The sequence below is a fragment of the Streptomyces sp. NPDC091287 genome, from assembly GCF_044768525.1.
GTDB lineage: Bacteria > Actinomycetota > Actinomycetes > Streptomycetales > Streptomycetaceae > Streptomyces.
The window spans coordinates 21,979-44,723 of record NZ_JBIVUV010000013.1 but is presented as its reverse complement, the minus strand read 5'-3'; the positions used below and the strand labels follow the sequence as shown (position 1 = coordinate 44,723).

Genomic DNA, 22,745 nt, shown 5'->3' with positions numbered 1-22,745 from the left:
GTCCCCGTGCCGCGCATGCTCGACGTCAGCCAGGACGTACGCGCCGAGATCGGCGACGACGAAGCCGACCGGCTGCTCGTCGGCGACAACGCCCCGGGCAGTTACGACTGCACCTCCTGCCGCACCCCCGGCGACTCCGACCAGGAACGCACCAGCACGGTGCTCTTCATCGGCGACGAGACCGCGGTCCTCGCGTTCGCCCACGCGACGTGCATCCCCTCGCAGGTCGTCAAGGTCGCCGAGGACCAGCTCCAGGGCGCGGTGCGCAGCATCACCGGAAGCGAGCAGCAGGATACGGAGGGGCGCATGCCCGAACAGGCCGTCCTCGGCATCACCAGCGGACTCGTCCTCATCGAGGACGATCTCCGTCCGGCCCTGGTCGTCGAACCGACCGGCCCGGTCGCCCGGCCCGGCACCGACGGCAGCGGGGGCGACGAGTTCCTCCAGCTGCTGCTGGAGCAGGGCTTCCGCCCCGCCCCCGACATGAACCGGCTGCCGGAGGTCCTCGCGGGCTGGTCCGTGCTGCTGGCGGTGGGCCAGCTGCACGCCGTGCTGCAGCCGAGCGCCGGCGGCGGCAACCCGGTCGCCTGGTGGCAGGCCCACCAGCCGCTCCAGGTGACCGACGGCTGGCGGGCCGCGGTCAACAAGTCGCAGACGGTCCTCGTCTTCGCCGCCCCGGCCGGCACCATCGGTCAGCAGCCGCGCGAGGACCTGCTCCGGGACGCCCTGGAGAAGGCCGCGGTCAACGGGCTGCTGGTCGCCGCGTCGATGCCGCTGGCCGGGACCTGATCGTGTCCGGCCGGCTCGGACGCCCCCGCCGAACAGCGTTTTCTCCGGCGGAGCCGCATCCGACGGGCGGTGAGGTCGTTGGCACCTACGTGCACTCATACGACTCCTCCCGCCAGCATCAGAGTCAGATCCCTGCCATGCGTCCTTCGCAGGATCCGTCGGGGGGCGTGTCCCCCACCCCGATCTACGACGCGCTGTACTCCGAGTACCGGCGCTCGTTCCGGGCGTTGCCGGGCGACCGGAGCGGCGAGGAGAATCTCGGTTTCCCGGCCTTCGGCGCCGGTCTCTTCGCCTCCAGGACCGCGCTGAGCGGCCACCCCGCGCCCTCCGGGCACGGCGGCAACGGTGGGCCCAACGGCCAGGGCGGGGGTGGCGGGCAGAGCCCGCACACCGGGGGCCTCGGCTCCTGGCAGCGGGTGGGGCGGCATGCGGGGCGCCCCCGGCCCGCGGCGCTGCCGCCGGGGTCACGGGACTCCTGAGGCCCCACGACGCGGGACTCCTGAGGCCCCACGACGAAGGCCGCACGACGAAGCCCCGGGCCGCTCTCGCGAGAGCGGCCCGGGGCTTCGTCGTGCGCCGGTGCTACTTGTTGCGGCCGCGCTTCTCGCGGACCCGGACGGAGATGTGGATCGGGGTGCCCTCGAAGCCGAACTCCTCGCGCAGACGGCGCTCGACGAAGCGGCGGTAGCCGTGCTCCAGGAAGCCGGAGGCGAAGAGCACGAAGCGCGGGGGCTTGGTGCCCGCCTGGGTGCCGAAGAGGATCCGCGGCTGCTTGCCGCCGCGGATCGGGTGCGGGTGGGAGGCGACGATCTCACCGAGGAAGGCGTTGAGCCGGCCGGTGGGGATGCGGGTCTCCCAGCCCTCGATCGCGGTCTCGATCGCCGGGACCAGCTTCTCCATGTGCCGGCCGGTGAGGGCCGAGACGTTGACGCGCGGGGCCCAGGAGATCTGCGCGAGCTCCGTCTCGATCTCGCGCTCCAGGTAGTAGCGGCGCTCCTCGTCGAGGGTGTCCCACTTGTTGAAGGCGACGACCAGGGCGCGTCCGGCCTCCACGGCCATGGTGATGATCCGCTGGTCCTGGACGCTGATGGACTCGCTGGAGTCGATCAGGACGACGGCGACCTCGGCCTTCTCGACGGCGGCGGCCGTACGCAGCGAGGCGTAGTAGTCCGCGCCCTCCTGGAGGTGGACGCGGCGGCGGATACCGGCCGTGTCGATGAACTTCCAGGTGATGCCGCCGAGCTTGATCAGCTCGTCGACCGGGTCGCGGGTGGTGCCGGCCTGCTCGTTGACGACGACCCGGTCCTCGCCCGCGACCTTGTTCAGCAGGGAGGACTTGCCGACGTTCGGGCGGCCGATCAGGGCGATGCGGCGGGGGCCGCCGAGGGCGGTGCCGAACTTCTGGGCCGGGGCGTCGGGCAGGGCCGCCAGGACCGCGTCCAGCATGTCGCCGGTGCCGCGACCGTGCAGCGAGGAGACCGGGTAGGGCTCGCCGAGGCCCAGCGACCACAGGGCGGTGGCGTCGGCCTCGCCGCTCTGTCCGTCGACCTTGTTGGCGCAGAGGACGACGGGCTTGCCGGCCCGGCGCAGCAGCTTGACGACGGCCTCGTCGGTGTCGGTGGCGCCGACGGTCGAGTCGACGACGAAGACGACCGCGTCGGCCGTCTCGATGGCGTACTCGGCCTGGGCGGCGACGGAGGCGTCGAGGCCCAGCACGTCCTGCTCCCAGCCGCCGGTGTCGACGACCTTGAAGCGGCGTCCGGCCCATTCGGCCTCGTAGCTGACGCGGTCGCGGGTGACGCCGGGCTTGTCCTGCACGACGGCCTCGCGGCGGCCGATGATCCGGTTCACCAGGGTCGATTTGCCGACATTGGGGCGGCCGACGACGGCGAGCACGGGAAGCGGGCCGTGACCGGCCTCGTCGAGGGCGCCCTCGACCTCCTCGGGATCGAAGCCTTCCTGCGCGGCGAGCTCCATGAACTCCGCGAACTCGGCATCGCCAAGTGCTCCGTGCTCGTGGCCCGAGCCGTCGGAGTGAATCTGGTCGTTCATGAAGTCCGTTCCTCTTTGCATCATCATCGATGGACCGCGATCACCGCGGTCCACTACTCAAGTCTCGCCTATCGCCCGGTGAGGCGCTTGGCACTTTCCAGGTGGGCGGTCAGCTTCGCCTGGATCCGCAGGGTCGCCTCGTCCAGCGCCCTGCGCGTCCGCCGCCCGTCGCCGGCGCTCGCGTCGAACGCGTCGCCGAAGACGACGTCGACCCGGCTGCGCAGCGGGGGCAGCCCCCGTATCAACCGTCCGCGGCGCTCGGTGCTTCCCAGAACGGCCACGGGGACGATCGGAGCCCCGCCGCGTACCGCGAAGTACGCGAGTCCGGCCCGCAGCGAGGCGAAGTCTCCTACGCCGCGGGTGCCCTCGGGGAAGATCCCGAGGACGCCGCCGTCCTCCAGCACGCCGAGCGCGTGGGTGATGGCGGTGCGGTCGACGACTCGACGGTCCACCTCGATCTGCCCGATTCCGTGCAGGAACGGGTCGAGGGGGCCGACGAACGCCTCCTTCTTGATCAGGAAGTGCACCGGCCGGGGCGCGGTGCCCATCAGCATCGGTCCGTCGATGTTGTGGGAGTGGTTCACCGCGAGTATGACGGGTCCGGCGGCGGGCACGCGCCACGCGCCCAGGACTCTGGGCTTCCACAGCCCGTACATCAGGCCGATGCCGATGGATCGCCCGACGGCCGCTCCGCGCAGCGTGGGCGCGCCTGTGGCATCGCTCACGCGGCGACCCGCTTCCCCTCGACGAGGGTGACGACGCACTCGATGACCTGCTGGAGGGTCAGCTCGGTGGTGTCCACCTCGACGGCGTCGTCCGCCTTGGCGAGCGGCGAGGTCTTGCGGCCGGAGTCGGCGGCGTCCCGCTTGATCAGGGCCTCGCGGGTGGCGGTCAGGTCGGAGCCCTTGACCTCGCCGCTGCGGCGGGCGGCGCGCGCCTCCGGGGAGGCGGTGAGGAAGATCTTGAGGTCGGCGTCGGGCAGCACGGTGGTGCCGATATCCCGGCCCTCGACGACGATGCCGCCGGTCGCGGCCGCGGCGATGGAGCGCTGGAGCTCCGTGATGAGCGTGCGCACCTCGGGGACGGCGCTGACGGCGCTGACCTTGGAGGTGACCTCCTGGGTGCGGATCGGGCCCGAGGCGTCCTCGCCGTCGACGGTGATCGTCGGGGCGGCGGGGTCGGTACCGGAGACGATCACCGGCTTGGCGGCGGCGGTCGCGATCTCGGCCGGGTTGCCCACGTCGATGCCGTTGCTCAGCATCCACCAGGTGATGGCCCGGTACTGCGCGCCGGTGTCCAGGTAGCTCAGGCCGAGCTTGGCGGCGACGGCCTTGGACGTGCTCGACTTGCCGGTGCCCGAGGGCCCGTCGATGGCGACGATCACGGAGGAGCGTGCGGTTTCCACGGTGGTGGACACCTTCCTGGTACACGGTGCGGGGACGGACGGGCCTTGAGGACGGCCTCGTACCAGGTTACCGAGTACCGGGCGGGCCCTTGTACCCCGTACGGGGGAGGCGGGCCACCCGGGCGGGGGTGGCGCCCGCCCCGTCGTACGGGACCGGGCTCAGCCGCGGATCGACCAGCCGCGTTCCTGGAGGGCCGCGCCGAGTACCGGGGCGGCGCTGGGCTCGACCATGATCTGGACGAGGCCCGCCTGCTGGCCGGTGGCGTGCTCGATGCGGACGTCCTCGATGTTGACCCCGGCCCGGCCGGCGTCGGCGAAGATCGCGGCCAGCTCACCCGGCTTGTCGCCGATGAGGACGGCCACGGTCTCGTAGGAGGTGGGGGCCGCGCCGTGCTTGCCGGGGACCCGGACGCGGCCCGCGTTGCCGCGGCGCAGGACGTCCTCGATGGCGTCGGTGCCCGCGCGCCGCTTCTCCTCGTCGGCGGAGTGCAGGCCGCGCAGCGCGGTCACGGTCTCCGCCAGGTCGGCGGCGACCCCGGCGAGGACGTCCGCGACCGGGCCGGGGTTGGCGGAGAGGATCTCCACCCACATCCGGGGGTCGGACGCGGCGATCCGGGTGACGTCGCGGATGCCCTGCCCGCACAGCCGTACGGCGGTCTCGTCGGCCTCCTCCAGCCGGGCGGCGACCATCGAGGAGATCAGCTGCGGGGTGTGCGAGACGAGGGCCACGGCCCGGTCGTGGGCGTCGGCGTCCATGACGACGGGGACGGCCCGGCACAGGGCGACGAGCTCCAGCGCGAGGTTGAGCACCTCGGTGTCGGTGTCCCGGGTCGGGGTGAGGACCCAGGGGCGGCCCTCGAAGAGGTCGGCGGTCGCGGCGAGCGGCCCCGAGCGCTCCTTGCCGGCCATCGGGTGCGTACCGATGTACGGGGTGAGGTCGAGGCCGAGCGCCTCCAGCTCGCGGCGCGGGCCACCCTTGACGCTGGCGACGTCCAGGTAGCCGCGGGCCACCCCGTCGCGCATGGCGGTGGCGAGGACGGCGGCGGTGTGCGCGGGCGGTACGGCGACGATCGCCAGGTCGACGCGGCCTTCCGGCGCCTCGTCCGTACCGGCGCCGAGCGCGGCCGCGGTGCGGGCGGAGGCGGGGTCGTGGTCGACGAGGTGCACATGGACGCCGCGACCGGCCAGTGCGAGGGCGGCGGAGGTGCCGACGAGCCCGGTTCCGATGACGAGGGCGGTTCTCACTGGGCGATGTCCTTGCGCAGAGCGGCGGTGGCGCCGAGATAGACGTGGCTGATCTCGGCGCGCGAGAGATAGGTCTCGACGTGCACGAGGATACGGACGACCCGGGGCATGGCCCCCTCGATGTCCAGCTCCTGGGCACAGATCAGGGGTACGTCGACGATCCCGAGGCCGCGCGCGGCGGCGGCGGGGAAGTCGCTGTGGAGGTCGGGGGTGGCGGTGAACCAGATGCTGATCAGGTCGTCGGCGACGAGTTCGTTCCGGTCCAGGACGGCTGTCAGCAGCTCACCGACCCGCAGGCCCATGTGCCCGGCCTCGTCCCGGTCCAGCTGGACGGCGCCCCGGACCGCTCGTACCGCCACGTCGTGCTCCTCTTGATCTTCGCTGTTCACTCTTCTTCCGCCTCCGGACACGACCTGGGACGCGGCCGGCTGCTCACCTCAGCCTAGATCGGCAGCGGCGGGCCTGATCACGGCGTTCCGTCCGTGAGACGGGCGGGCCGCAGCCGTCGGAGCCCCATCCACCACTCGGTCGGGCGCACGGTCCGCGCGGTTGCTTCGCCCGGGGGCCCACCTCCGCCACGATGGCGCCCACCCACCGCCACCGAAGGAGAGCCCATGAACGCACGGCGAAGGACGGTGCTGGCCGCGGGTGCGGCGGGCGCCGCAGCCCTGGCCACCGGCTGCGGATCCTCCGACGGGGGCGGCGACGGGGACGCGAGCCCGACGCCGACCCCGACGGGGGACGTCACGGGCGGGGCGGAGCTGGCCCGGACCGCGGACATCCCGGTCGGCGGCGGCACCGTCTTCAAGGAGCGGAAGGTGGTGGTGACCCAGCCGGAGGAGGGTGAGTTCAGGGCGTTCTCCGCCGTCTGCACCCATGCGAGCTGCCTCGTCTCGACGGTGAGCGACGGCACGATCAACTGCCCCTGCCACGGCAGTAAGTACAGCCTCACGGACGCGGCGGTCGAGGCCGGCCCGGCGACCCGGCCGCTGCCCGCCGAGCGGATCACCGTATCGGGGGGCGCGATCCGGCTGGGCTGAGAGCGGGCCGGAATCTCCGAGGCGCGGCGGCCACCGCGCACGTACGCTCGCGGGCATGATCACCGCCGCCGACGAGACACTCGTACGCGACCACACGGTCTACGCCTGCGTGATGGGTTCGCGCGCGTTCGGACTGGCCACGGAGGAGAGCGATACGGACCGGCGCGGGGTGTTCCTCGCGCCCACCCCGCTGTTCTGGCGCTTCGAGAAGCCGCCGACCCATGTGGAGGGCCCCGCGCCGGAGCAGTTCTCCTGGGAGCTTGAGCGCTTCTGCGAGCTGGCGCTGCGGGCCAACCCGAACGTGCTGGAGTGCCTGCACTCCCCGCTGGTGGAGTCCGTGGACGACACCGGCCGCGAGCTGCTGGCACTGCGCGGGGCGTTCCTGTCGCGGCTCGCGCACGGCACGTTCGTCCGGTACGCGCTGGGCCAGCGGAGGAAGCTGGAGGCCGACGTACGGATCCATGGCGCGCCGCGCTGGAAGCACGCCATGCATCTGCTGCGGCTGCTGGCGAGCTGCCGGGACCTCCTGCGCACGGGTGAGCTGCGCATCGACGTCGGCGAGGCCCGTCAGGAGCTGCTGGCGGTGAAGCGGGGCGAGGTGTCCTGGCCGGAGGTGGAGCGCCGGATGAACCGCCTCGGCGAGGAGAACGACGAGGCGGCGACCCGCTCCCCGCTGCCGCCGGAACCCGACCGGGCGGCCGTGGAGGACCTCCTCGTCCGGGCCCGGCGGGCCTCGGCGGCGCGCGATCAGGCGCCGACCGGGCCCGCACCGAACGCGCTCACACCGTCCGGGGACCGCCGGACGCGGCCGTGAGCTCGGCCAGCTTCTGGAATTCACCCAGGTCGTAGTTGGTCAGGGCGGAGTCGAGGTTGGTCAGCGCCCCCAGGTGCTCGATGAATCCCTGGGGGTCGTACTCGATCTGCAGGGCGACACGGCTCGATGTGTCGTCGAGCCGGTGGAAGGTGACCACCCCCGCGTGGTGGACTCCTTCGGTCGTCTTCCAGGCGATGCGGTCCTCGGGGACCACCTCGGTAAGCTCCGCGACGAAGCGCTTCTCCGCACCGGGCAGCGAGAGCTGCCAGGCGAAGCGCCGCTCATCGATCGGATCGACGCGCTGGACGTGGCTCAGGAACCTCGGCCACTGTGTGACATCGCTCCACAGGGACCAGGCGACGGCCACGGGCGCCTTGATGTCGACGGTCTCGACGAGTGAGGAGGACACGGATACCACCAAACCTTCGTACGGGAACAGGTCCGCCCTCTCGTACCCGATCGCCCTCCGCTCATTCAGGGAGGTCCCGTCGGCGAAACGATGGAGCGCACCCGCCGGCCGGTACGGCTCAAGCGTCCCAGAGCGCGGCGAGGGAGAGCAGGTCGCTGCGGTACTCGATGCGCTCGGACCATTCCTTGGGCCAGGCCGCCGCGCCCAGGTGCGCGCCGGCGAGCGCTCCGGTCAGGCAGGCGATCGAGTCGGAGTCGCCCCGGGTGCAGGCGGCCCGGCGCAGGGCGGTGACGGGCTCCTCGGGGAACAGCAGGAAGCAGTGCAGCGCGGTGGCGAGGGCCTCCTCGGCGATCCAGCCGTCCCCGGTCCGCTCGCACGGGTCGGTCTCCGGCGACGGATCGCGCAGCGCGTCCTGGACGCGTCCCAGCGCGGTCAGGCACTCGTCCCAGCCGCGCTGGATGTACGCCTGCGGGGTGGCGTCGCCCGCGTGGCGCCAGAGGTCGCCGAGCCAGCGGGTGTGGTAGCGGCCCCGGTTCTCGTAGGCGTAGCTGCGCAGCTGTCCGATCAGGCCGAGGGGTTCGGCGCCCTGGGCGAGCAGGAACACCGCGCGGGCCAGCAGGTCGGAAGCGGTGAGTGCGGTGGGGTGGCCGTGGGTGAGGGCGGCCTGGAGCTGGGCGGCCCCGGCGCGCTGTTCCTCGCTGAGGCCGGGGACCAGGCCGATGGGGGCGACCCGCATGTTGGCGCCGCAGCCCTTGGAGTGGGTCTGGCTGGCCTCCTGCCAGACCCGGGTGTGTTCGAGCAGGCGGCAGGCGGTGAGGCAGGTGTTGCCCGGGGCCCGGTTGTTGTCCGGCGAGTGGTACCAGGCGACGAACTCCGCGCGGACCGGGTCCACCATCCGCTCGGGGGTGAGCAGTCCGCTGTCCATGGCGGTGCGGATGCCCCGGCCCAGGGCGATCGTCATCTGGGTGTCGTCGGAGACGACGGCGGGCGTCAGGAGGGGAAGCTGCCGCCAGGGGCCGAACTTGGCGAGGATGGCGGGCACGTCGTTGAACTCGGTGGGGAAGCCCAGGGCGTCGCCGAGCGCGAGCCCGGTCAGCACGCCGGTGGCGGCCTGCTTGGTGAGGGGCGGGGTGGCGATGGTCATCTGTCTCGTCCTTCCGGTGCGGAGTGCGACGGGGTTGCGGAGTGCGACGGGGTTGCGGAGTTCAACGGGGTTGCGGCGGCGTTCGGTCGTGGCGGGCGCAGGAGCGGCGGGTGCAGGGCGGTGGCGTCGCCCGCCCGGTAGAGGGCGGCCGGTTTGCCCCGGCCGCCGGTGCGGCGCGGCGGGCCCTCGACGGCCTGGACGAAGCCGGGTGCGTTCAGGACCTTGCGCCGGAAGTTGGGGCGGTCGAGCTCGACGCCCCACACGGTCTCGTAGACCTGCTGGAGCTCGCCGAGGGTGAATTCGGCGGGGCAGAACGCGGTGGCCAGGCAGCTGTACTCGAGCTTGGCGCCGATCCGGTCGTGGGCGTCGGCGAGGATCCGGTCGTGGTCGAAGGCCAGCGGTCCGGTGGAGTCCGCGTCCCACCACCGGGCGCTCGCCGCGTCGCCGCCGCCGCGCGGTTCGGGCAGGTCCGGCAGGAGTGCGGCGTACGCGACGGAGACGACCCGCATCCTCGGGTCGCGGTCCGGGGCGGTGTAGGTGCGCAGCTGTTCGAGGTGGAGGGTGTCGACGGCGCCCTGGCCGAGGCCGGTCTCCTCGGCGAGTTCGCGGCGGGCGGCGTCCTCGGCGGACTCGCGGGGCAGCAGGAAGCCGCCGGGCAGCGCCCACCGGCCCCGGAAGGGCTCCTGGCCGCGTTCGACGAGCAGCACGTGCAGCCGGGCCTCGCGGACGGTGAAGACCGCGAGGTCGACGGTGACCGCGAACGGGGCGAAGGCGTGCGGGTCGTAGCCCTCGGGAACGGGGGTGCTCATCGCTTCTCCGGGAGGGGTGCGGCGAATTCCCAGCCGGTGGCGAGGAGTTCGTCGACGGCGGTGACGGCGGCGGTGAGCCGGGCCTCGGGCGGGCCGGTGATCTCGATGAACCGCCTTCCCGTGCGGGTGAGTTCGGCGCGGAAGCGGTCGGTCATCCAGGGGCGCAGCTCCTCGCCGTCGCGCAGTCCGTCGTCCTCGAAGGGGACGCCCTCGTGGTCGGTGAGCAGCCACAGATGGTGGGCGGCGTGGTCGGCGATCTCCTCGACGAGCGGGTTGCGGCCGCCGACGTACCGCTCGTGCCAGACGGTGGTGGCGAAGGAGTCGGTGTCGCAGAGGAGCACCGGGGACCCGGCGCGGGCGGCCTCCTCCTCCCGGTCGTTCTGGGCCTTCGCGATGAGCGGGAAGTCGTCGGTGGTGAAGCTGACGTCCTCCCAGGCGGCCCCGGGCCACCGCTCGCGCAGGGCGGCGAGCTTGTGTTCGCTGTACTCGCGCCCGTACTCGGCGACGTAGCCGGTGCGCGCCCACACGCCGCCGCGTGCGCGGTAGTGGGCGGCGAGCGCCCGCGCGAGGGTGGTGGTGCCGGTGGACTCCGCGCCGAGGACGACGACCCGGCGGGCGAGGGCCGCCCGCACGGGCGGCCGGAGGAAGTCCCAGCAGTCGGCCGGGGACCGGCGCACGGCGGTGCCGGAGACCGGGAAGAGGGTGCGGTCGGGGTCGACGAGGACGGACGCCGCGCCGAAGCGGTGGCCCAGTTCCTCCCCGTACGCCTCCGAGGTGAAGACGGCGTCCACCCGCTCGGGCACGGCCGCGGTGAAGACCGCCATGTGCGCGTCCCAGACGGCCGGGTCGGCCACGTCCATGTGCGTGTCGTCGACCGCGCCCACCACCGTGACGTCCGGGTGGACCTCGCGCATCCAGGCGACGCGGTCGGCGAGCGGGACGGACTCCACGGAGGCGGCGCAGACCAGCACGGTCAGCCGTTCGCAGCGGTCCCGGGCGGTCTCGACGAGGTGGTGGTGGCCGGCGTGCGGCGGGTAGAACTTGCCGAGGACCAGGCCGTGTTCGTAGCGCTTCATGCCGCGGCCACCTCCGGGGTCCGGGTGTTGTGTGCGGTCAGGTCGCGGTGCCAGTTGCGCAGGCCGACGAGGCAGAGCACGAGGAACCCGGCGTACAGCAGCGAGGTCAGATACAGCCCCTTGTGGGCGTACAGCGGGATGTAGACCACGTCGGCGGCGATCCACAGCCACCAGGACTCCAGCCGCTTCCGGCACTGTCCGTACGTCGCCATCAGCGACAGGGACGTCGTAGCTGCGTCCCAGAACGGGACGGTGGAGTCGGTGGCCCGGGACAGCAGCAGGGTGATCCCGAGGGTCCCCACCACCCCCGCCGCGAGCAGCCAGGTCCATTCGGTGCGGGTCGTTCTGCGCACCGGCAGGACGGAGGTTCCTGGTCCACCCCCGTGGGTCCAGGTCCACCAGCCGTACGCGGCGAGGGTGATGAAGACGATCTGGAGGCCGGCGTCGGCGTACAGACCGGACTGGGCGAACAGCAGGATGAAGAAGAGGTTGTTGGCGATGCCGATCGGCCAGTTGGCGAGGTGCTGGCGGGCCACGAGCCAGACGCACAGCGCCCCGCTTCCGAAGCCCAGCACCTCGGTCCAGCTGACCGGGGTGTCCAGGATCGTCACCAGGGGCTGTTGCAGGGGATCGAGTACGTCCGCGAGACTCACGCCCGCCTCCTTCTTAATAGTCACTCTGACTATAAAGGCTGGACGGGGACGGCAGAAGGCCCGCGGCCGGTTCTGTTCGGAAAGTTCGAACAGAACTGGCCGCGGGCCTTCGCGTGGGAGCGGGTACGGCTAGAGGCCGACCTCGCGCATCAGCATGCCGACCTCGGTGTTGGTGAGGCGGCGCAGCCAGCCGGACTTCTGGTCGCCCAGCGGGATCGGCCCGAAGGACGTCCGCACGAGGCGCTCGACCGGGAAGCCGGCCTCGGCCAGCATCCGGCGCACGATGTGCTTGCGGCCCTCGTGGAGGGTCACCTCGACCAGGTAGTTCTTGCCGGTGTTCTCGACGACGCGGAAGTGGTCGGCGCGGGCGTAGCCGTCCTCCAGCTGGATGCCGTCCTTGAGCCGCTTGCCGAGGTCGCGCGGCAGGGGGCCCTGGATGGCGGCCAGGTAGGTCTTCTTGACGCCGTACTTGGGGTGCGTGAGGCGGTGGGCCAGCTCACCGTGGTTGGTGAGCATGATGATGCCCTCCGTCTCGGTGTCCAGCCGGCCGACGTGGAACAGCCGCGTCTCGCGGTTGGTCACGTAGTCGCCGAGGCACTGGCGGCCGTCCGGGTCCTCCATCGAGGAGACGACGCCAGCGGGCTTGTTCAGCGCGAAGAACAGGTAGGACTGGGCGGCGACGGTCAGACCGTCGACCTTGATCTCGTCCTTGTGCACATCGACGCGCTTGCCCTGCTCGACGACGATCTCGCCGTTGACCTCGACGCGGGACTGCTCGATCAGCTCCTCGCACGCGCGGCGCGAGCCCATGCCGGCCCGGGCGAGGACCTTCTGCAGCCGCTCGCCCTCCTCCTCGGCGCCCGGGTGGGTCTTGGGGAGGTTGATCACGGGCTTGTTCGCGTACCGGTCGCGGTTGCGCTGCTCGATCTTGGCGTCCAGCTCACGGGGGCGCGAGGGGGCGGCGCGGCGGAAACCGCCGGTGCGGCCGCTGCCGCCCTGTGCGGGCTTCGGGCCGCCCTTGGCACCGCCGCGGGCCGCCGAGCCACGGCCCTTGCGGGGGCCTTCCTGCTCGGCCCGGACGCCGGGGGCGTCGTTGCCGACGTCGTAGCGGCGCTCCTCCGGGCGGGGCCGGCGGGGGCGCTGCTCCTCGTCACGGCCGCCCTGGGAGCTCGGGCGTCCGTCCTGGTAGCTCGAACGCCCGTCCTGAGAGCCCGGGCGTCCGCCCTGGCCGGTGGGACGCCCACCCTGGCCGGTGGGACGCCCACCCTGGCCGCCGGGACGGCCGCCCTGGCTGCCGCCGCGCCCGCCCTGAGCGGAGGGACGGCCGCCCGGGGCTCCGGGCCGCCCGCCCTGGCTGCTGCCGCCGCGTCCGCCGCCCTGTCCGCCGGGACGGCCTCCCTGGCCGCCGCCGCCCTGGCCCTGGCGGGAGGAGCCGCCGCCACTGCGGCCGCCGCTGCCCGCGCCTCCGCCGCTCCGGCCGCTGCCGCCGCTGCCGCTTCCGCTGTTCCTGCCACTGCTTCGCATCAAAATTCCGTCTTGTCGTCTGCGTGAGTATCCGGGGTGTCCGGTGCGTCCGGATCGAACGACGGCACACCCTCTAGCGTCTCAGCCTCGATCGCGTCCGCCTCGGGGAGGAAGGGCGCGAGTTCCGGGAGCTCGTCCAGGCCTCGCAGGCCCATTCGCTCCAGAAAGTAGTTCGTCGTCCTGTACAGGATCGCACCTGTTTCGGGTTCCGCGCCCGCCTCCGCCACCAGGCCCCTCTGGAGGAGGGTCCGCATGACGCCGTCACAGTTCACTCCGCGCACCGCCGAGACCCGCGACCGGCTCACCGGCTGCCGGTAGGCGACCACCGCCAGGGTCTCCAGCGCGGCCTGGGTGAGCCGGGCGTGCTGGCCGTCCAGGACGAAGCCCTCCACGGCCGCCGCGTACTCGGGGCGCGTGTAGAACCGCCAGCCGCCCGCGACGAGCCGCAGGTCGAAGCCCCGGCGCTGCACGGTGTACTCGTCGGCCAGCTCCCGCAACGCGTCCGCCACGGCCCTGCGGGGCCGCTGGAGCACCTTGGCCAGGTGGTCGACGGTGGCGGGCTCGTCGACGACCATGAGGACCGCCTCCAGGGCGGGCTTCAGATCGAGCGCGGCGACCGCGCCCCCGTCGGTCTCCTGAGTCGGCTGCTCGCTCATTCCCGTACGTCCTCCTCGTCAGCGCGCCCGTTGAGTTCCTGGTCGAACTCGTCCGTCACCACCGGCTCCGCCTCCGCCCCACCGCACCAGGTCACCAGCAGGTCGCCCAGCGCCTCGTCCTGGTCGAGGGTGACGGCCTTCTCGCGGTACAGCTCCAGCAGGGCCAGGAACCGGGCGACCACGGTCAGGGTGTCCGGCGCGTCCCCGGCCAGCACCGCGAAGCTCACCGCCGCTCCGGCCTCGCGCAGCCGCTCCACCACGAGGCCCGCCTGCTCCCGGACGCTGACCAGCGGGGCGTGGATGTGGTCCACGTACACCTGGGGCTTGGGCTTCGGCTGCATCGCCTTCACCGCGAGCCGGGCGAAGCCCTCGGGCCCGATGCTGATGACCACCTCGGGCAGCAGCGCGGCGTGCTGGTCCTCCAGGCCGACCGTACGGGGGTGGCGGCGGGCCTCCGACTCCAGGCGGCCCTGGAAGATCTCGGCGATCCGCTTGTACGCGCGGTACTGGAGCAGCCGCGCGAAGAGCAGGTCCCGCGCCTCCAGGAGCGCGAGGTCCGCCTCGTCCTCGACCTCGGCGGCGGGCAGCAGCCGGGCGGCCTTGAGGTCGAGCAGCGTGGCGGCGACGACGAGGAACTCGGTGGTCTGGTCGAGGTCCCAGTCGGGGCCCATGGCGCGGATGTACGCCATGAACTCGTCGGTGACCTTCGACAGGGCGACCTCGGTCACGTCCAGCTTGTGCTTGGAGATCAGCTGGAGGAGGAGATCGAAGGGGCCCTCGAAGTTCACCAGCCGGACGGTGAAGCGCCTGTCGTCCGCTTCCGGCTCCGGTGCCTGCTCCGGCACAGCCTCTTGTACGGGTACGGGTACGGGCCCTCGTACGGGCTCAGGCTCGCGTACGGCCCCCTCCGCCTCCACGGGTGGCGTCACCACCGCACGCGGCCCCCGCCCCAGGGCACGGCGGCGCGGGGTGGTGGGGTCGTCGGGCGTGGGCATGGTGGTCCAGGGGTGGGGCGGCGGCGCGGGCGGGTCCCGCCGGCGGGCGGGTCCTGCGGGGCAGGCTACCCGCGCCGTGCCGCTCAGCGGCCGCGCAGCCGCCGTACGAGGATGCTCGCGTCGCCCCGGGACTCCAGGTCGGCCAGGACCACCGCCACCGCCTCACGGACGATGCGGCCGCGGTCGACGGCGAGGCCGTGTTCGCCTCTCAGGACGAGCCGGGCGTGTTCGAGGTCCATCAGCTCCTCGGCGGAGACGTAGACCGTGATCTTCTCGTCATGGCGTTCCCGGCCGCTGGGGCGCCGGTTCGCGCCGCGTCCGCCGCCGCGCCTGCGCTGCTGCTGGACCGCCGGGGGCTGCTCGGCCGGGGCGGCGGAGGGCGCGGGGCGCTCGCCGGAGGCGGCCTTGGCGGACGGGGTGCGTTCGCCCTCGCCGCCGCGGCTGCGCGAGTCGCCGCCGTCGGCGTCGGCCGCGGCGTGCTCCTCACGGTCGGCGGGGGCGGTCTGGCCGGAGGGATCGCTCTCCCCGGCGGGCGCGGGCACCCGCGGCTCACCGTTCGCCTTGCGCCGCCGCTCCGCCGGCGAGGACGGCTGGAGGCCCATCCCGCCTCCGGTGGTACGGAACAGTTCGTCGGCCCCCGGCAGACTCACTCGGCGTGACACCGGGCGAGCACCTCCCTGGCGAGCTGACGATAGGCGGCTGCGCCGACCGAGTTGGAGGCGTAGGTGGTGATGGGCTCACCGGCCACCGTGGTCTCCGGGAAGCGCACCGTGCGGCCGATGACCGTGTGGTAGACGTGCTCGTCGAAGGCCTCGACGACGCGCGCCAGGACCTCGCGGCTGTGCACCGTACGGGAGTCGTACATGGTGGCGAGGATGCCGTCGAGCTCCAGCTCCGGGTTGAGCCGCTCCTGGACCTTCTCGATGGTCTCGGTGAGCAGCGCCACCCCGCGCAGGGCGAAGAACTCGCACTCGAGCGGCACTATGACCTTGTGAGCGGCCGTCAGGGCGTTCACGGTGAGCAGGCCGAGGGAGGGCTGACAGTCGATCACGATGTAGTCGTAGTCGGTCATCAGCGGCTTCAGGGCGCGCTGGAGCGTGGACTCGCGGGCCACCTCGCTGACGAGCTGCACCTCGGCCGCGGAGAGGTCGATGTTGCTGGGCAGCAGGTCCATGTTGGGGACCGCGGTCTTGAGCAGGACGTCGTCGGCCGTCATGCCCCGCTCCATGAGCAGGTTGTAGACGGTGAGGTCCAGCTCCATCGGGTTGACCCCGAGGCCGACGGAGAGCGCGCCCTGCGGGTCGAAGTCGACGAGCAGGACCCGGCGTCCGTACTCCGCGAGCGCGGCGCCCAGGTTGATGGTCGACGTGGTCTTGCCGACGCCGCCCTTCTGGTTGCACATCGCGATGATCTTCGCGGGGCCGTGGTCGGTCAGGGGGCCCGGGATCGGGAAGTACGGCAGGGGCCGCCCGGTCGGGCCGATGCGCTCGCGGCGCTGACGCGCGGCGTCGGGCGCGAGGGTGGCCGCGTACTCCGGATCGGGCTCGTACTCGGCGTCGGGGTCGTAGAAGTGCCCCTCGGGCACCTCGGCGAAGTCGGCGAAGCGGTCGGTGTCCCGGCTGCTCTCGTTGCCGGCCGTGGCGTTCACGTGTAGGCCGTCCATCATCTGGGGGGCTGTCGTCATGTGCTGTTGGGTGGCGAAGGTGCGGACAGCGACGGAGCCGACAGCTTCGAGCCCGATCGGGCTCAGACCCCGTGCAGGCATCCCTGGTTGACCACCCCCGGGAGTAATTGTCGACTCATTCACAAGTCGTCTTACCTCCTTGGACGTGACCAGGAAACTTATCGATAGGTCAGCGTGGCACCATGCCGACGATTGGCGACTCTATGGCGTGTCACCGGTCCGCAGCAACACAATCCGCCGGACCCGGCCCGATGTGTCGGCAATCGAACGCCTCGCTGTCAAGGGTGCACAGCGACCAAGCCGCACATTTCACCGCAGCACGAAACGGGTAAAGGGTTACGTTCGACGCGAGTTGCGCAAGCGCCCCACAGGGCCCTATACGCGTCCGGCCGGACCTTGCTCGGCAAGGTCCGGCCGGACGCGCGGTGTTGACGGAGGAGGTTGACCCGTCAGCCGAGGAGCGTGCTCAGCTCGACGTGCGGGAGACCGTGCGCCTCGGCCACCTCGCGGTAAACCACCTGGCCCTCATGGGTGTTGAGGCCCTTGGCGAGCGCGGCGTCGCGGCGCAGGGCGTCGGCCCAGCCGCGGTTCGCGAGCTCCACGATGTAGGGCAGGGTCGCGTTGGTGAGCGCGTAGGTGGAGGTGTGGGGCACCGCGCCGGGCATGTTGGCGACGCAGTAGAAGACCGAGTCGTGGACCTGGAAGGTCGGCTCGGCGTGGGTCGTCGGACGCGAGTCCTCGAAGCAGCCACCCTGGTCGATTGCAATGTCGACAAGTACACTTCCGGGCTTCATCTTGGCGACGAGCTCGTTGGTGACCAGCTTCGGGGCCTTGGCTCCGGGGATCAGCACGGCACCGATGACGAGGTCGGCCTCGACGACCGCCTTCTCCAGCTCGAAGGCGTTGGAGACGACGGTCTGCACCTTGGTGCCGAAGATCTTGTCGGCCTCGCGCAGCTTGTTGATGTCGCGGTCGAGCAGCGTGACGTGGAAGCCGAGGCCCACGGCGATCTGCGTGGCGTTCCAGCCGGAGACACCGCCGCCGATGACGACGGCCTTGCCGGCCGCGGTGCCGGGGACTCCGCCGGGCAGCACGCCGCGGCCGCCGACGGAGCGCATCAGGTGGTACGCGCCGACCTGCGGGGCCAGGCGGCCCGCGACCTCGGACATCGGGGCGAGCAGCGGGAGCGCGCGGTTCGCGGTCTCGACCGTCTCGTAGGCGATGGCGGTGGTGCCGGAGGCCAGCAGCGCGTCGGTGCACTCGCGGGAGGCGGCGAGGTGCAGGTACGTGAAGAGGGTCTGGTCCTTGCGGAGGCGGTGGTACTCCTCGGCGACCGGCTCCTTGACCTTCAGCAGCAGGTCGGCGGCGGCCCAGACCTCATCGGCGGTGGCAAGGATCTGCGCGCCGGCGGCGACGTACTCCTCGTCCGGGATGGACGAGCCGACACCGGCGTCGTGCTCGATGACGACCTGGTGGCCGTGGCGGACGAGCTCATGCACTCCGGCGGGGGTGATCGCCACCCGGAACTCGTTGTTCTTGACTTCGCGGGGGATGCCGACCTTCACGTCGATCACGGTCCTTGGCTCGGAGGGTCATCCGGGCAGAACGGTGCACACCCGGACATATACAGCATAAATGGAGACGCCACGGAGGAACGCGGCAGAGCCAGTCTAATGAAGGACTTCGCGCTGTCTAGCCTTACAAAGCATTAACTTTCTGTCGAAGCACTACGGATTTCGTAGGCAGGAGCCTCCTCTCCCAGCAATCTATCGGCCGCGTTCCGGTGCAACCCGGCCGCCGCGGGGTCTCCGAGCCGGTCCAGCGTGTCGGCCAGCCGCAGCTGGAGCGCCGCCTGAAGTCGCACGTCACCGGCGCGCCGGGCCAGGTCGACGGCCTCCCGGCAGGTCTGGAGCGAGTCGTGCGGCCGGCCCGCGTACTCCTGGACCCGGGCGGCCTCGCTGAGCGCCCGCGCCTGGGCCGCCGGATCGCCGAGCCTGCGGTGGCCCGCCGCGGCGGCCCGCCAGTTCCGCAGCGCCTCGCCGTAGCGCCCGGCGTAGGTGTGGACCGCCCCAAGCCGCCCGTACAGCCGGGCCTCGGCGGCGCCCTCCCCCTGGGTCAGGCGCTGGGCGAGCGCCCGGCCGTACCAGTCGGCGGCCCGGTGGTAGTCCCCCAGCTCCTCGTACGCGCCGCCTACGGATTCCATCGCGCGGCCGGTGGCGTACAGGTCCTTCGCCGCCTTTCCGGCGTCCAGCGCGGCCCGGTAGCGGGTCAGCGCGTCCCGGGTGCGGCCGGTGCGGGCGTCCAGGTCCGCGAGGTTCAGCAGGGCGGCCGCCTGCTCGCGGGGCAGTTCGCGGCGGAGCGCCACGTCCAGGACGAGACCGTGCAGCCCGTACAGCTCGGGGGCGGCCTCCTCCGTCCCCCGGTGCGCGGCCAGCGCCCGCACCAGGGCCGCCACCAGCCGCCGCGCCAGGGTGTCGAGCTCGCCGTCCGCCACGGCGAGCCGGGCCGATGCGAGCAGGGCGGGCTGTCGGACCCGAAGCCACGCGCCCGCCTCGTCCGCGTTCGGGAAGCGCAGCGAGCGGGGCAGGCCGGCGAGTTTGCGGCGGGCGGCGGAGCTCTCCGGCTCGGTGACCGCCCGGCAGGACTGGAGCCGGCGCACGGTCCGCTCCAGCATCCGGGCGCGGGCGAGCTCGATCTCGGCCGGCCGGTCCCGGTCCTCCAGGAGGGCCAGCAGCATCGGGGCGAGGCAGCCGGGCACCGCGTACTGGGGGTGGGCCGCGCCGTCCGTCCGCAGCAGCCCGAGCTTCACGAAGTCGTCGAGGGTGGAGCGGGCGGCGGAGACCGAGCAGCCGGCCAGCGCGGAGGCCGTGTGGGCGTCGGCGAGCCCGGCGGGGGCGAGGGCCAGCAGACGCAGTATCCGGGCGGCGGCCTGTGGCAGGGAGTCGTGGACGAGCCGGAACGCGCGGGCCAGCGGGCGGGCGCCGGTGGGCAGTTGCTCGCCGGGGTCGGGAAGCTCGTGCAACTGCTTGGCGACGTCGGCGACCGAGGCCATGGGATGCGCGGCGAGCAGGCCGCCCATCAGGGCGAGCGCCGCGGGCTGACCCCCGCACTCCTCGGCCAGGGTCTCCGCCGTGCGGGGGTCGACGGTGATGCGGACCTGTCCGATGACGCGGGCGAGCAGCCGCACCGCCGCGCCCGCCTCCAGTCCGCCGAGGGTGCAGGGCCGTACGTCGGGGATGCCGGTCAGCGGTCCGGTCGCGGTGGCGAGGACCAGGCAGTCCGGGTTCTCCGGGAGCAGCGGGTCGACCTGTTCGGCGTCGGCCGCGTCGTCGAGCACCAGGACGAGCCGGCGTACGGCGAGGGCCTCGCGGACCATCTCGGACAGTTCGTCCTGATCGGCGCCGGGCGGGACCGCCACCCCGAGGAGGCCGAGGATCTCGCCCGCGGTGCGTTCGGTGGGGACGCTCCCGCCGCCGGGGTCGGTGAGGCCGACCCGGAGCACCCCGTCGGGGTAGTCGCCGGAACCCGTGCCGGGAACGGCCCAGGGCAGTGCGCCCGTGGCGGTGGCGGCGGCCCCGGCGGCGTCGGTTCCGGTGAGCGCTCCGGCCAGCTCCTCGGCGAGCGCGCTGCGGCCGGAGCCGGGCCGGCCCGCGATGAGCAGGACCCGGGCGCGGGGGGTCTTGCGGCCGGCCAGGGTGTCGAGGCCGGCCCGCTCGATGTCCGCCCTCAGGGCCTTCAACTCACGTTCGCGGCCGAAGAATCGGGGCGGGGCGGCGCCGGACGGCTCCTCGGTCCCCGGGGCCTTTGCCGGGCCGCTGGTGTCCACCGCCTGATCGGTCACGAGCCACGCTCCACTTCGCTGCACGCGGTGCCCGCCGGAACTCCGGTCGGGTGCATTTCGAGCGTAGTTCAGCGGTGACGACGATCACTGCGGAGTGGGGCGGAGCACGGGGAACATCCCCCGATCGGATCAGCATTTCTTCATTCTTAATGACCGATCGGGGGGTGGGGCAGGGGTCCAGACTGCCCGTCAGGCCTCGAAGGGCCGGGCCGGCCAGGGGGCGTCGGCGGGGCGCAGGGAGTCGACGCCGTCGCCCGCGCGTACGGCGGAGAGCGCGAGCACCCCGACGACCAGGCAGTTGTTGTGCACGTCCCCCGCGATCACCGAGCGGACCAGCTCGGGCAGCGGCACCCGGGCGTGCTCCATGTCGGCCTCCTCCTCGGAGACCGCGTACCGCTCGCCCTCGGCCTCGGAGAGATCGCGGGCGAGGAAGACGCGCACGGCCTCGTCGCAGCCGCCGGGCGTGGTGTAGACGTCGGTCAGCACCCGCCAGTCCTCGGCCTTGACGTGCGCCTCCTCGTACAGCTCGCGCTGAGCGGCGTGCAGGGGGTTCTCGCCGGGGACGTCGAGCAGTCCGGCCGGGATCTCCCAGAGCCGGTGGCGCACCGGATGGCGGTACTGACGCAGCACGATGACCCGGTCGTCGTCGTCCAGCGCGAGGACGGCGACGGAGCCGGGGTGGACCTGGTAGTCACGGCCGTGGACGGACCCGTCGGGCATCACCACCTGGTCCGTGCGGACGCTGGTCTTGTTGCCGGTGAAGGGGGTCGCGGTCGCGGTGACCTGCCACTCCTCGGGCTTGTCCTGGATACCCATGTACGTCCACGTCCTCCCACGAACCAACGGAAACCGGGGTACCGATCCGCGCAGGATCCGTACCCCGGTCAACCGTAATGCCTCGGTGTTACGCGTCCGCGCCCTTCGCGGCGGCGACCTGGCGCGCGACGGCGGCCTTCACCAGACCCGCGAAGAGCGGGTGCGGGCGGGTCGGACGGGAGCGCAGCTCCGGGTGGGCCTGGGTGGCGACCAGGTAGGGGTGCGTCTCGCGCGGGTACTCGACGTACTCGACGAGCTTGTTGTCCGGGGAGGTGCCGGAGAAGACCAGTCCGGCCTTCTTCTCCAGCTCGGCCCGGTAGCTGTTGTTGACCTCGTAGCGGTGGCGGTGGCGCTCCTCCACGTACGGCTGGCCGTCGTAGGCCTCGCGGACCAGGGAGCCCTCGGCGAGCTTGGCCGGGTAGAGGCCGAGCCGCATGGTGCCGCCCAGGTCGCCCGCGCCCTCGACGTAGGCGAGCTGCTCCTCCATCGTCGAGATGACGGGGTGGGAGGTGGCGGCGTCGAACTCGGTGGAGTTGGCGTCGGGGATCTCCGCGAGCGAGCGGGCCGCCTCGATGACGATGCACTGGAGGCCGAGGCAGAGGCCGAGCAGCGGGACCTTGTTCTCGCGGGCGTAGCGGATGGCGCCGACCTTGCCGTCGACCCCGCGCTCGCCGAAGCCGCCCGGGATGCAGATCGCGTCGACGTCCCCGAGGTGCTCGGCGGCGCCCGCCGCGGTCCGGCAGTCGTCGGAGGTGACCCACTTGACCTTGACCCGGGCCTTGTTGGCGAAGCCGCCGGCGCGGATCGCCTCGGTGACCGAGAGATAGGCGTCGGGCAGGTCGATGTACTTGCCGACCAGCGCGACGGTGACCTCGTGGTCGGGGTTGTGGACCCGGTCCAGCAGGTCGTCCCAGGTGGTCCAGTCGACGTCCCGGAACGGCAGGTCGAGCTTGCGGACGACGTAGGCGTCCAGACCCTCGGTGTGCAGCACCTTGGGGATGTCGTAGATCGACCGGGCGTCCGGGCAGGCCACCACGGCGGTCTCGTCGACGTCGCACATCAGCGAGATCTTGCGCTTGATGGCGGTGGGGACCTCACGGTCGGCGCGCAGCACGATGGCGTCCGGCTGGATGCCGATGTTGCGCAGGGCGGCCACCGAGTGCTGGGTGGGCTTGGTCTTCAGCTCACCGGAGGGGCCGATGTAGGGCAGCAGCGAGATGTGGACGACGAAGACGTTGTCCCGGCCGACCTCGTGGCGGACCTGGCGGACGGTCTCCAGGAACGGCAGCGACTCGATGTCGCCGACCGTGCCGCCGACCTCGGTGATGACGACGTCCACGTCCTCGGCGGCCATGCGGCGGATGCGGTGCTTGATCTCGTTGGTGATGTGCGGGATGACCTGGACGGTGTCGCCCAGGTACTCGCCGCGCCGCTCCTTGGCGATGACCTGCGAGTAGACCTGGCCGGTCGTCACGTTGGCGGACCCGTCGAGGTCGACGTCGAGGAAGCGCTCGTAGTGGCCGATGTCCAGGTCGGTCTCGGCGCCGTCGTTGGTGACGAACACCTCACCGTGCTGGAAGGGGTTCATCGTGCCCGGGTCGACGTTGAGGTAGGGGTCGAGCTTCTGCATGGTGACCCGCAGGCCCCGCGCCTTGAGCAGGGCACCCAGGCTGGAGGCAGTCAGACCCTTGCCGAGGGAGGAGGCGACACCCCCGGTGACGAAGATGTGCTTGGTCGTCGTGGATGTGGGCTGCATAGCCAAAGGGGGCTCCCGTGGTCGCGATTCTGAGGTG

At 72.4% G+C, this 22,745-nt stretch carries 23 protein-coding genes; 4 read left to right on the top strand and 19 right to left on the bottom strand.

Annotation, left to right across the window (positions count from 1 at the left end; genetic code table 11):
- The first annotated feature begins 6 nt into the window (after positions 1-6).
- Positions 7-789: a hypothetical protein gene (locus tag ACIQRW_RS22450; protein ID WP_403763085.1), complete on the top strand. Its 783-nt coding sequence runs from the start codon at positions 7-9 to the stop codon at positions 787-789.
- A gap of 137 nt (positions 790-926) precedes the next feature.
- Positions 927-1,268: a hypothetical protein gene (locus ACIQRW_RS22445; RefSeq protein ID WP_403763082.1), complete on the top strand. Its 342-nt coding sequence runs from the start codon at positions 927-929 to the stop codon at positions 1,266-1,268.
- A 103-nt stretch (positions 1,269-1,371) separates the two neighbouring features.
- Here the strand turns inward: ACIQRW_RS22445 and der are convergent, their stop codons facing one another.
- From der to aroH, 5 genes are all read right to left on the bottom strand, one after another.
- Positions 1,372-2,841, bottom strand: coding sequence for a ribosome biogenesis GTPase Der (gene der / locus ACIQRW_RS22440; RefSeq protein ID WP_403763079.1), 1,470 nt, complete (start codon positions 2,839-2,841; stop codon positions 1,372-1,374).
- A gap of 68 nt (positions 2,842-2,909) precedes the next feature.
- Positions 2,910-3,566, bottom strand: coding sequence for a lysophospholipid acyltransferase family protein (locus ACIQRW_RS22435; protein WP_403763076.1), 657 nt, complete (start codon positions 3,564-3,566; stop codon positions 2,910-2,912).
- Positions 3,563-4,258: a (d)CMP kinase gene (gene cmk, locus ACIQRW_RS22430; RefSeq protein WP_265602420.1), complete on the bottom strand. Its 696-nt coding sequence runs from the start codon at positions 4,256-4,258 to the stop codon at positions 3,563-3,565. Before cmk ends, ACIQRW_RS22435 begins: the two co-directional genes overlap by 4 nt.
- A 147-nt stretch (positions 4,259-4,405) precedes the next feature.
- The gene (locus tag ACIQRW_RS22425) at positions 4,406-5,491 is read right to left on the bottom strand and encodes a prephenate dehydrogenase (protein ID WP_403763073.1); all 1,086 of its coding nucleotides are present in this window, start codon (positions 5,489-5,491) and stop codon (positions 4,406-4,408) included.
- Positions 5,488-5,850 carry a chorismate mutase gene (aroH, locus tag ACIQRW_RS22420; RefSeq protein ID WP_403763070.1) on the bottom strand — a complete coding sequence of 121 codons (363 nt, stop codon included), beginning with the start codon at positions 5,848-5,850 and terminating at the stop codon, positions 5,488-5,490. The genes ACIQRW_RS22425 and aroH overlap by 4 nt, the downstream gene beginning before the upstream one ends.
- A 255-nt stretch (positions 5,851-6,105) precedes the next feature.
- Between aroH and ACIQRW_RS22415 the strand changes: the two genes are divergently transcribed.
- Both ACIQRW_RS22415 and ACIQRW_RS22410 read left to right on the top strand, forming a co-directional pair.
- Positions 6,106-6,531, top strand: coding sequence for a Rieske (2Fe-2S) protein (locus ACIQRW_RS22415; protein WP_403763067.1), 426 nt, complete (start codon positions 6,106-6,108; stop codon positions 6,529-6,531).
- Between the two features lie 55 nt (positions 6,532-6,586).
- Positions 6,587-7,345 (top strand): DNA polymerase beta superfamily protein, encoded by a 759-nt coding sequence (locus ACIQRW_RS22410; protein WP_403763064.1) that lies wholly within the window; start codon positions 6,587-6,589, stop codon positions 7,343-7,345.
- On the opposite strand, the gene ACIQRW_RS22405 is transcribed toward ACIQRW_RS22410, so the two are convergent.
- From ACIQRW_RS22405 to ACIQRW_RS22340, 14 genes are all read right to left on the bottom strand, one after another.
- Positions 7,311-7,754: an SRPBCC family protein gene (locus tag ACIQRW_RS22405; protein ID WP_026290833.1), complete on the bottom strand. Its 444-nt coding sequence runs from the start codon at positions 7,752-7,754 to the stop codon at positions 7,311-7,313. The genes ACIQRW_RS22410 and ACIQRW_RS22405 overlap by 35 nt on opposite strands.
- Before the next feature lie 118 nt (positions 7,755-7,872).
- Complete coding sequence (locus tag ACIQRW_RS22400; RefSeq protein ID WP_403763061.1) at positions 7,873-8,898, bottom strand: ADP-ribosylglycohydrolase family protein; 1,026 nt, start codon at positions 8,896-8,898, stop codon at positions 7,873-7,875.
- Positions 8,895-9,707 (bottom strand): NUDIX hydrolase, encoded by an 813-nt coding sequence (locus tag ACIQRW_RS22395; RefSeq protein WP_403763058.1) that lies wholly within the window; start codon positions 9,705-9,707, stop codon positions 8,895-8,897. The genes ACIQRW_RS22400 and ACIQRW_RS22395 overlap by 4 nt, the downstream gene beginning before the upstream one ends.
- Complete coding sequence (locus ACIQRW_RS22390) at positions 9,704-10,783, bottom strand: AAA family ATPase (protein WP_403763055.1); 1,080 nt, start codon at positions 10,781-10,783, stop codon at positions 9,704-9,706. The genes ACIQRW_RS22395 and ACIQRW_RS22390 overlap by 4 nt, the downstream gene beginning before the upstream one ends.
- A complete protein-coding gene (gene pnuC / locus ACIQRW_RS22385) occupies positions 10,780-11,436 on the bottom strand; it encodes a nicotinamide riboside transporter PnuC (RefSeq protein WP_403763052.1) in 657 nt (218 codons plus the stop codon). Before pnuC ends, ACIQRW_RS22390 begins: the two co-directional genes overlap by 4 nt.
- A 129-nt stretch (positions 11,437-11,565) precedes the next feature.
- Positions 11,566-12,960 carry a pseudouridine synthase gene (locus ACIQRW_RS22380; protein WP_403763049.1) on the bottom strand — a complete coding sequence of 465 codons (1,395 nt, stop codon included), beginning with the start codon at positions 12,958-12,960 and terminating at the stop codon, positions 11,566-11,568.
- The gene (scpB, locus tag ACIQRW_RS22375; protein WP_403763046.1) at positions 12,960-13,616 is read right to left on the bottom strand and encodes an SMC-Scp complex subunit ScpB; all 657 of its coding nucleotides are present in this window, start codon (positions 13,614-13,616) and stop codon (positions 12,960-12,962) included. The genes ACIQRW_RS22380 and scpB overlap by 1 nt, the downstream gene beginning before the upstream one ends.
- Complete coding sequence (locus tag ACIQRW_RS22370) at positions 13,613-14,611, bottom strand: segregation and condensation protein A (protein WP_403763043.1); 999 nt, start codon at positions 14,609-14,611, stop codon at positions 13,613-13,615. Before ACIQRW_RS22370 ends, scpB begins: the two co-directional genes overlap by 4 nt.
- 83 nt (positions 14,612-14,694) lie before the next feature.
- Positions 14,695-15,261, bottom strand: a complete 567-nt coding sequence (locus ACIQRW_RS22365; protein ID WP_403763599.1) for a hypothetical protein — start codon at positions 15,259-15,261, stop codon at positions 14,695-14,697.
- Positions 15,258-16,376: a ParA family protein gene (locus ACIQRW_RS22360; protein ID WP_403763040.1), complete on the bottom strand. Its 1,119-nt coding sequence runs from the start codon at positions 16,374-16,376 to the stop codon at positions 15,258-15,260. Before ACIQRW_RS22360 ends, ACIQRW_RS22365 begins: the two co-directional genes overlap by 4 nt.
- A 368-nt stretch (positions 16,377-16,744) precedes the next feature.
- The gene (ald, locus tag ACIQRW_RS22355) at positions 16,745-17,860 is read right to left on the bottom strand and encodes an alanine dehydrogenase (RefSeq protein WP_403763596.1); all 1,116 of its coding nucleotides are present in this window, start codon (positions 17,858-17,860) and stop codon (positions 16,745-16,747) included.
- A 143-nt stretch (positions 17,861-18,003) separates the two neighbouring features.
- Positions 18,004-20,136, bottom strand: a complete 2,133-nt coding sequence (locus tag ACIQRW_RS22350) for a tetratricopeptide repeat protein (protein WP_403763037.1) — start codon at positions 20,134-20,136, stop codon at positions 18,004-18,006.
- A 189-nt stretch (positions 20,137-20,325) separates the two neighbouring features.
- Positions 20,326-20,952 carry an NUDIX hydrolase gene (locus tag ACIQRW_RS22345; protein ID WP_361328233.1) on the bottom strand — a complete coding sequence of 209 codons (627 nt, stop codon included), beginning with the start codon at positions 20,950-20,952 and terminating at the stop codon, positions 20,326-20,328.
- Between the two features lie 88 nt (positions 20,953-21,040).
- Complete coding sequence (locus tag ACIQRW_RS22340) at positions 21,041-22,708, bottom strand: CTP synthase (RefSeq protein WP_361328236.1); 1,668 nt, start codon at positions 22,706-22,708, stop codon at positions 21,041-21,043.
- Positions 22,709-22,745 lie beyond the last annotated feature (37 nt).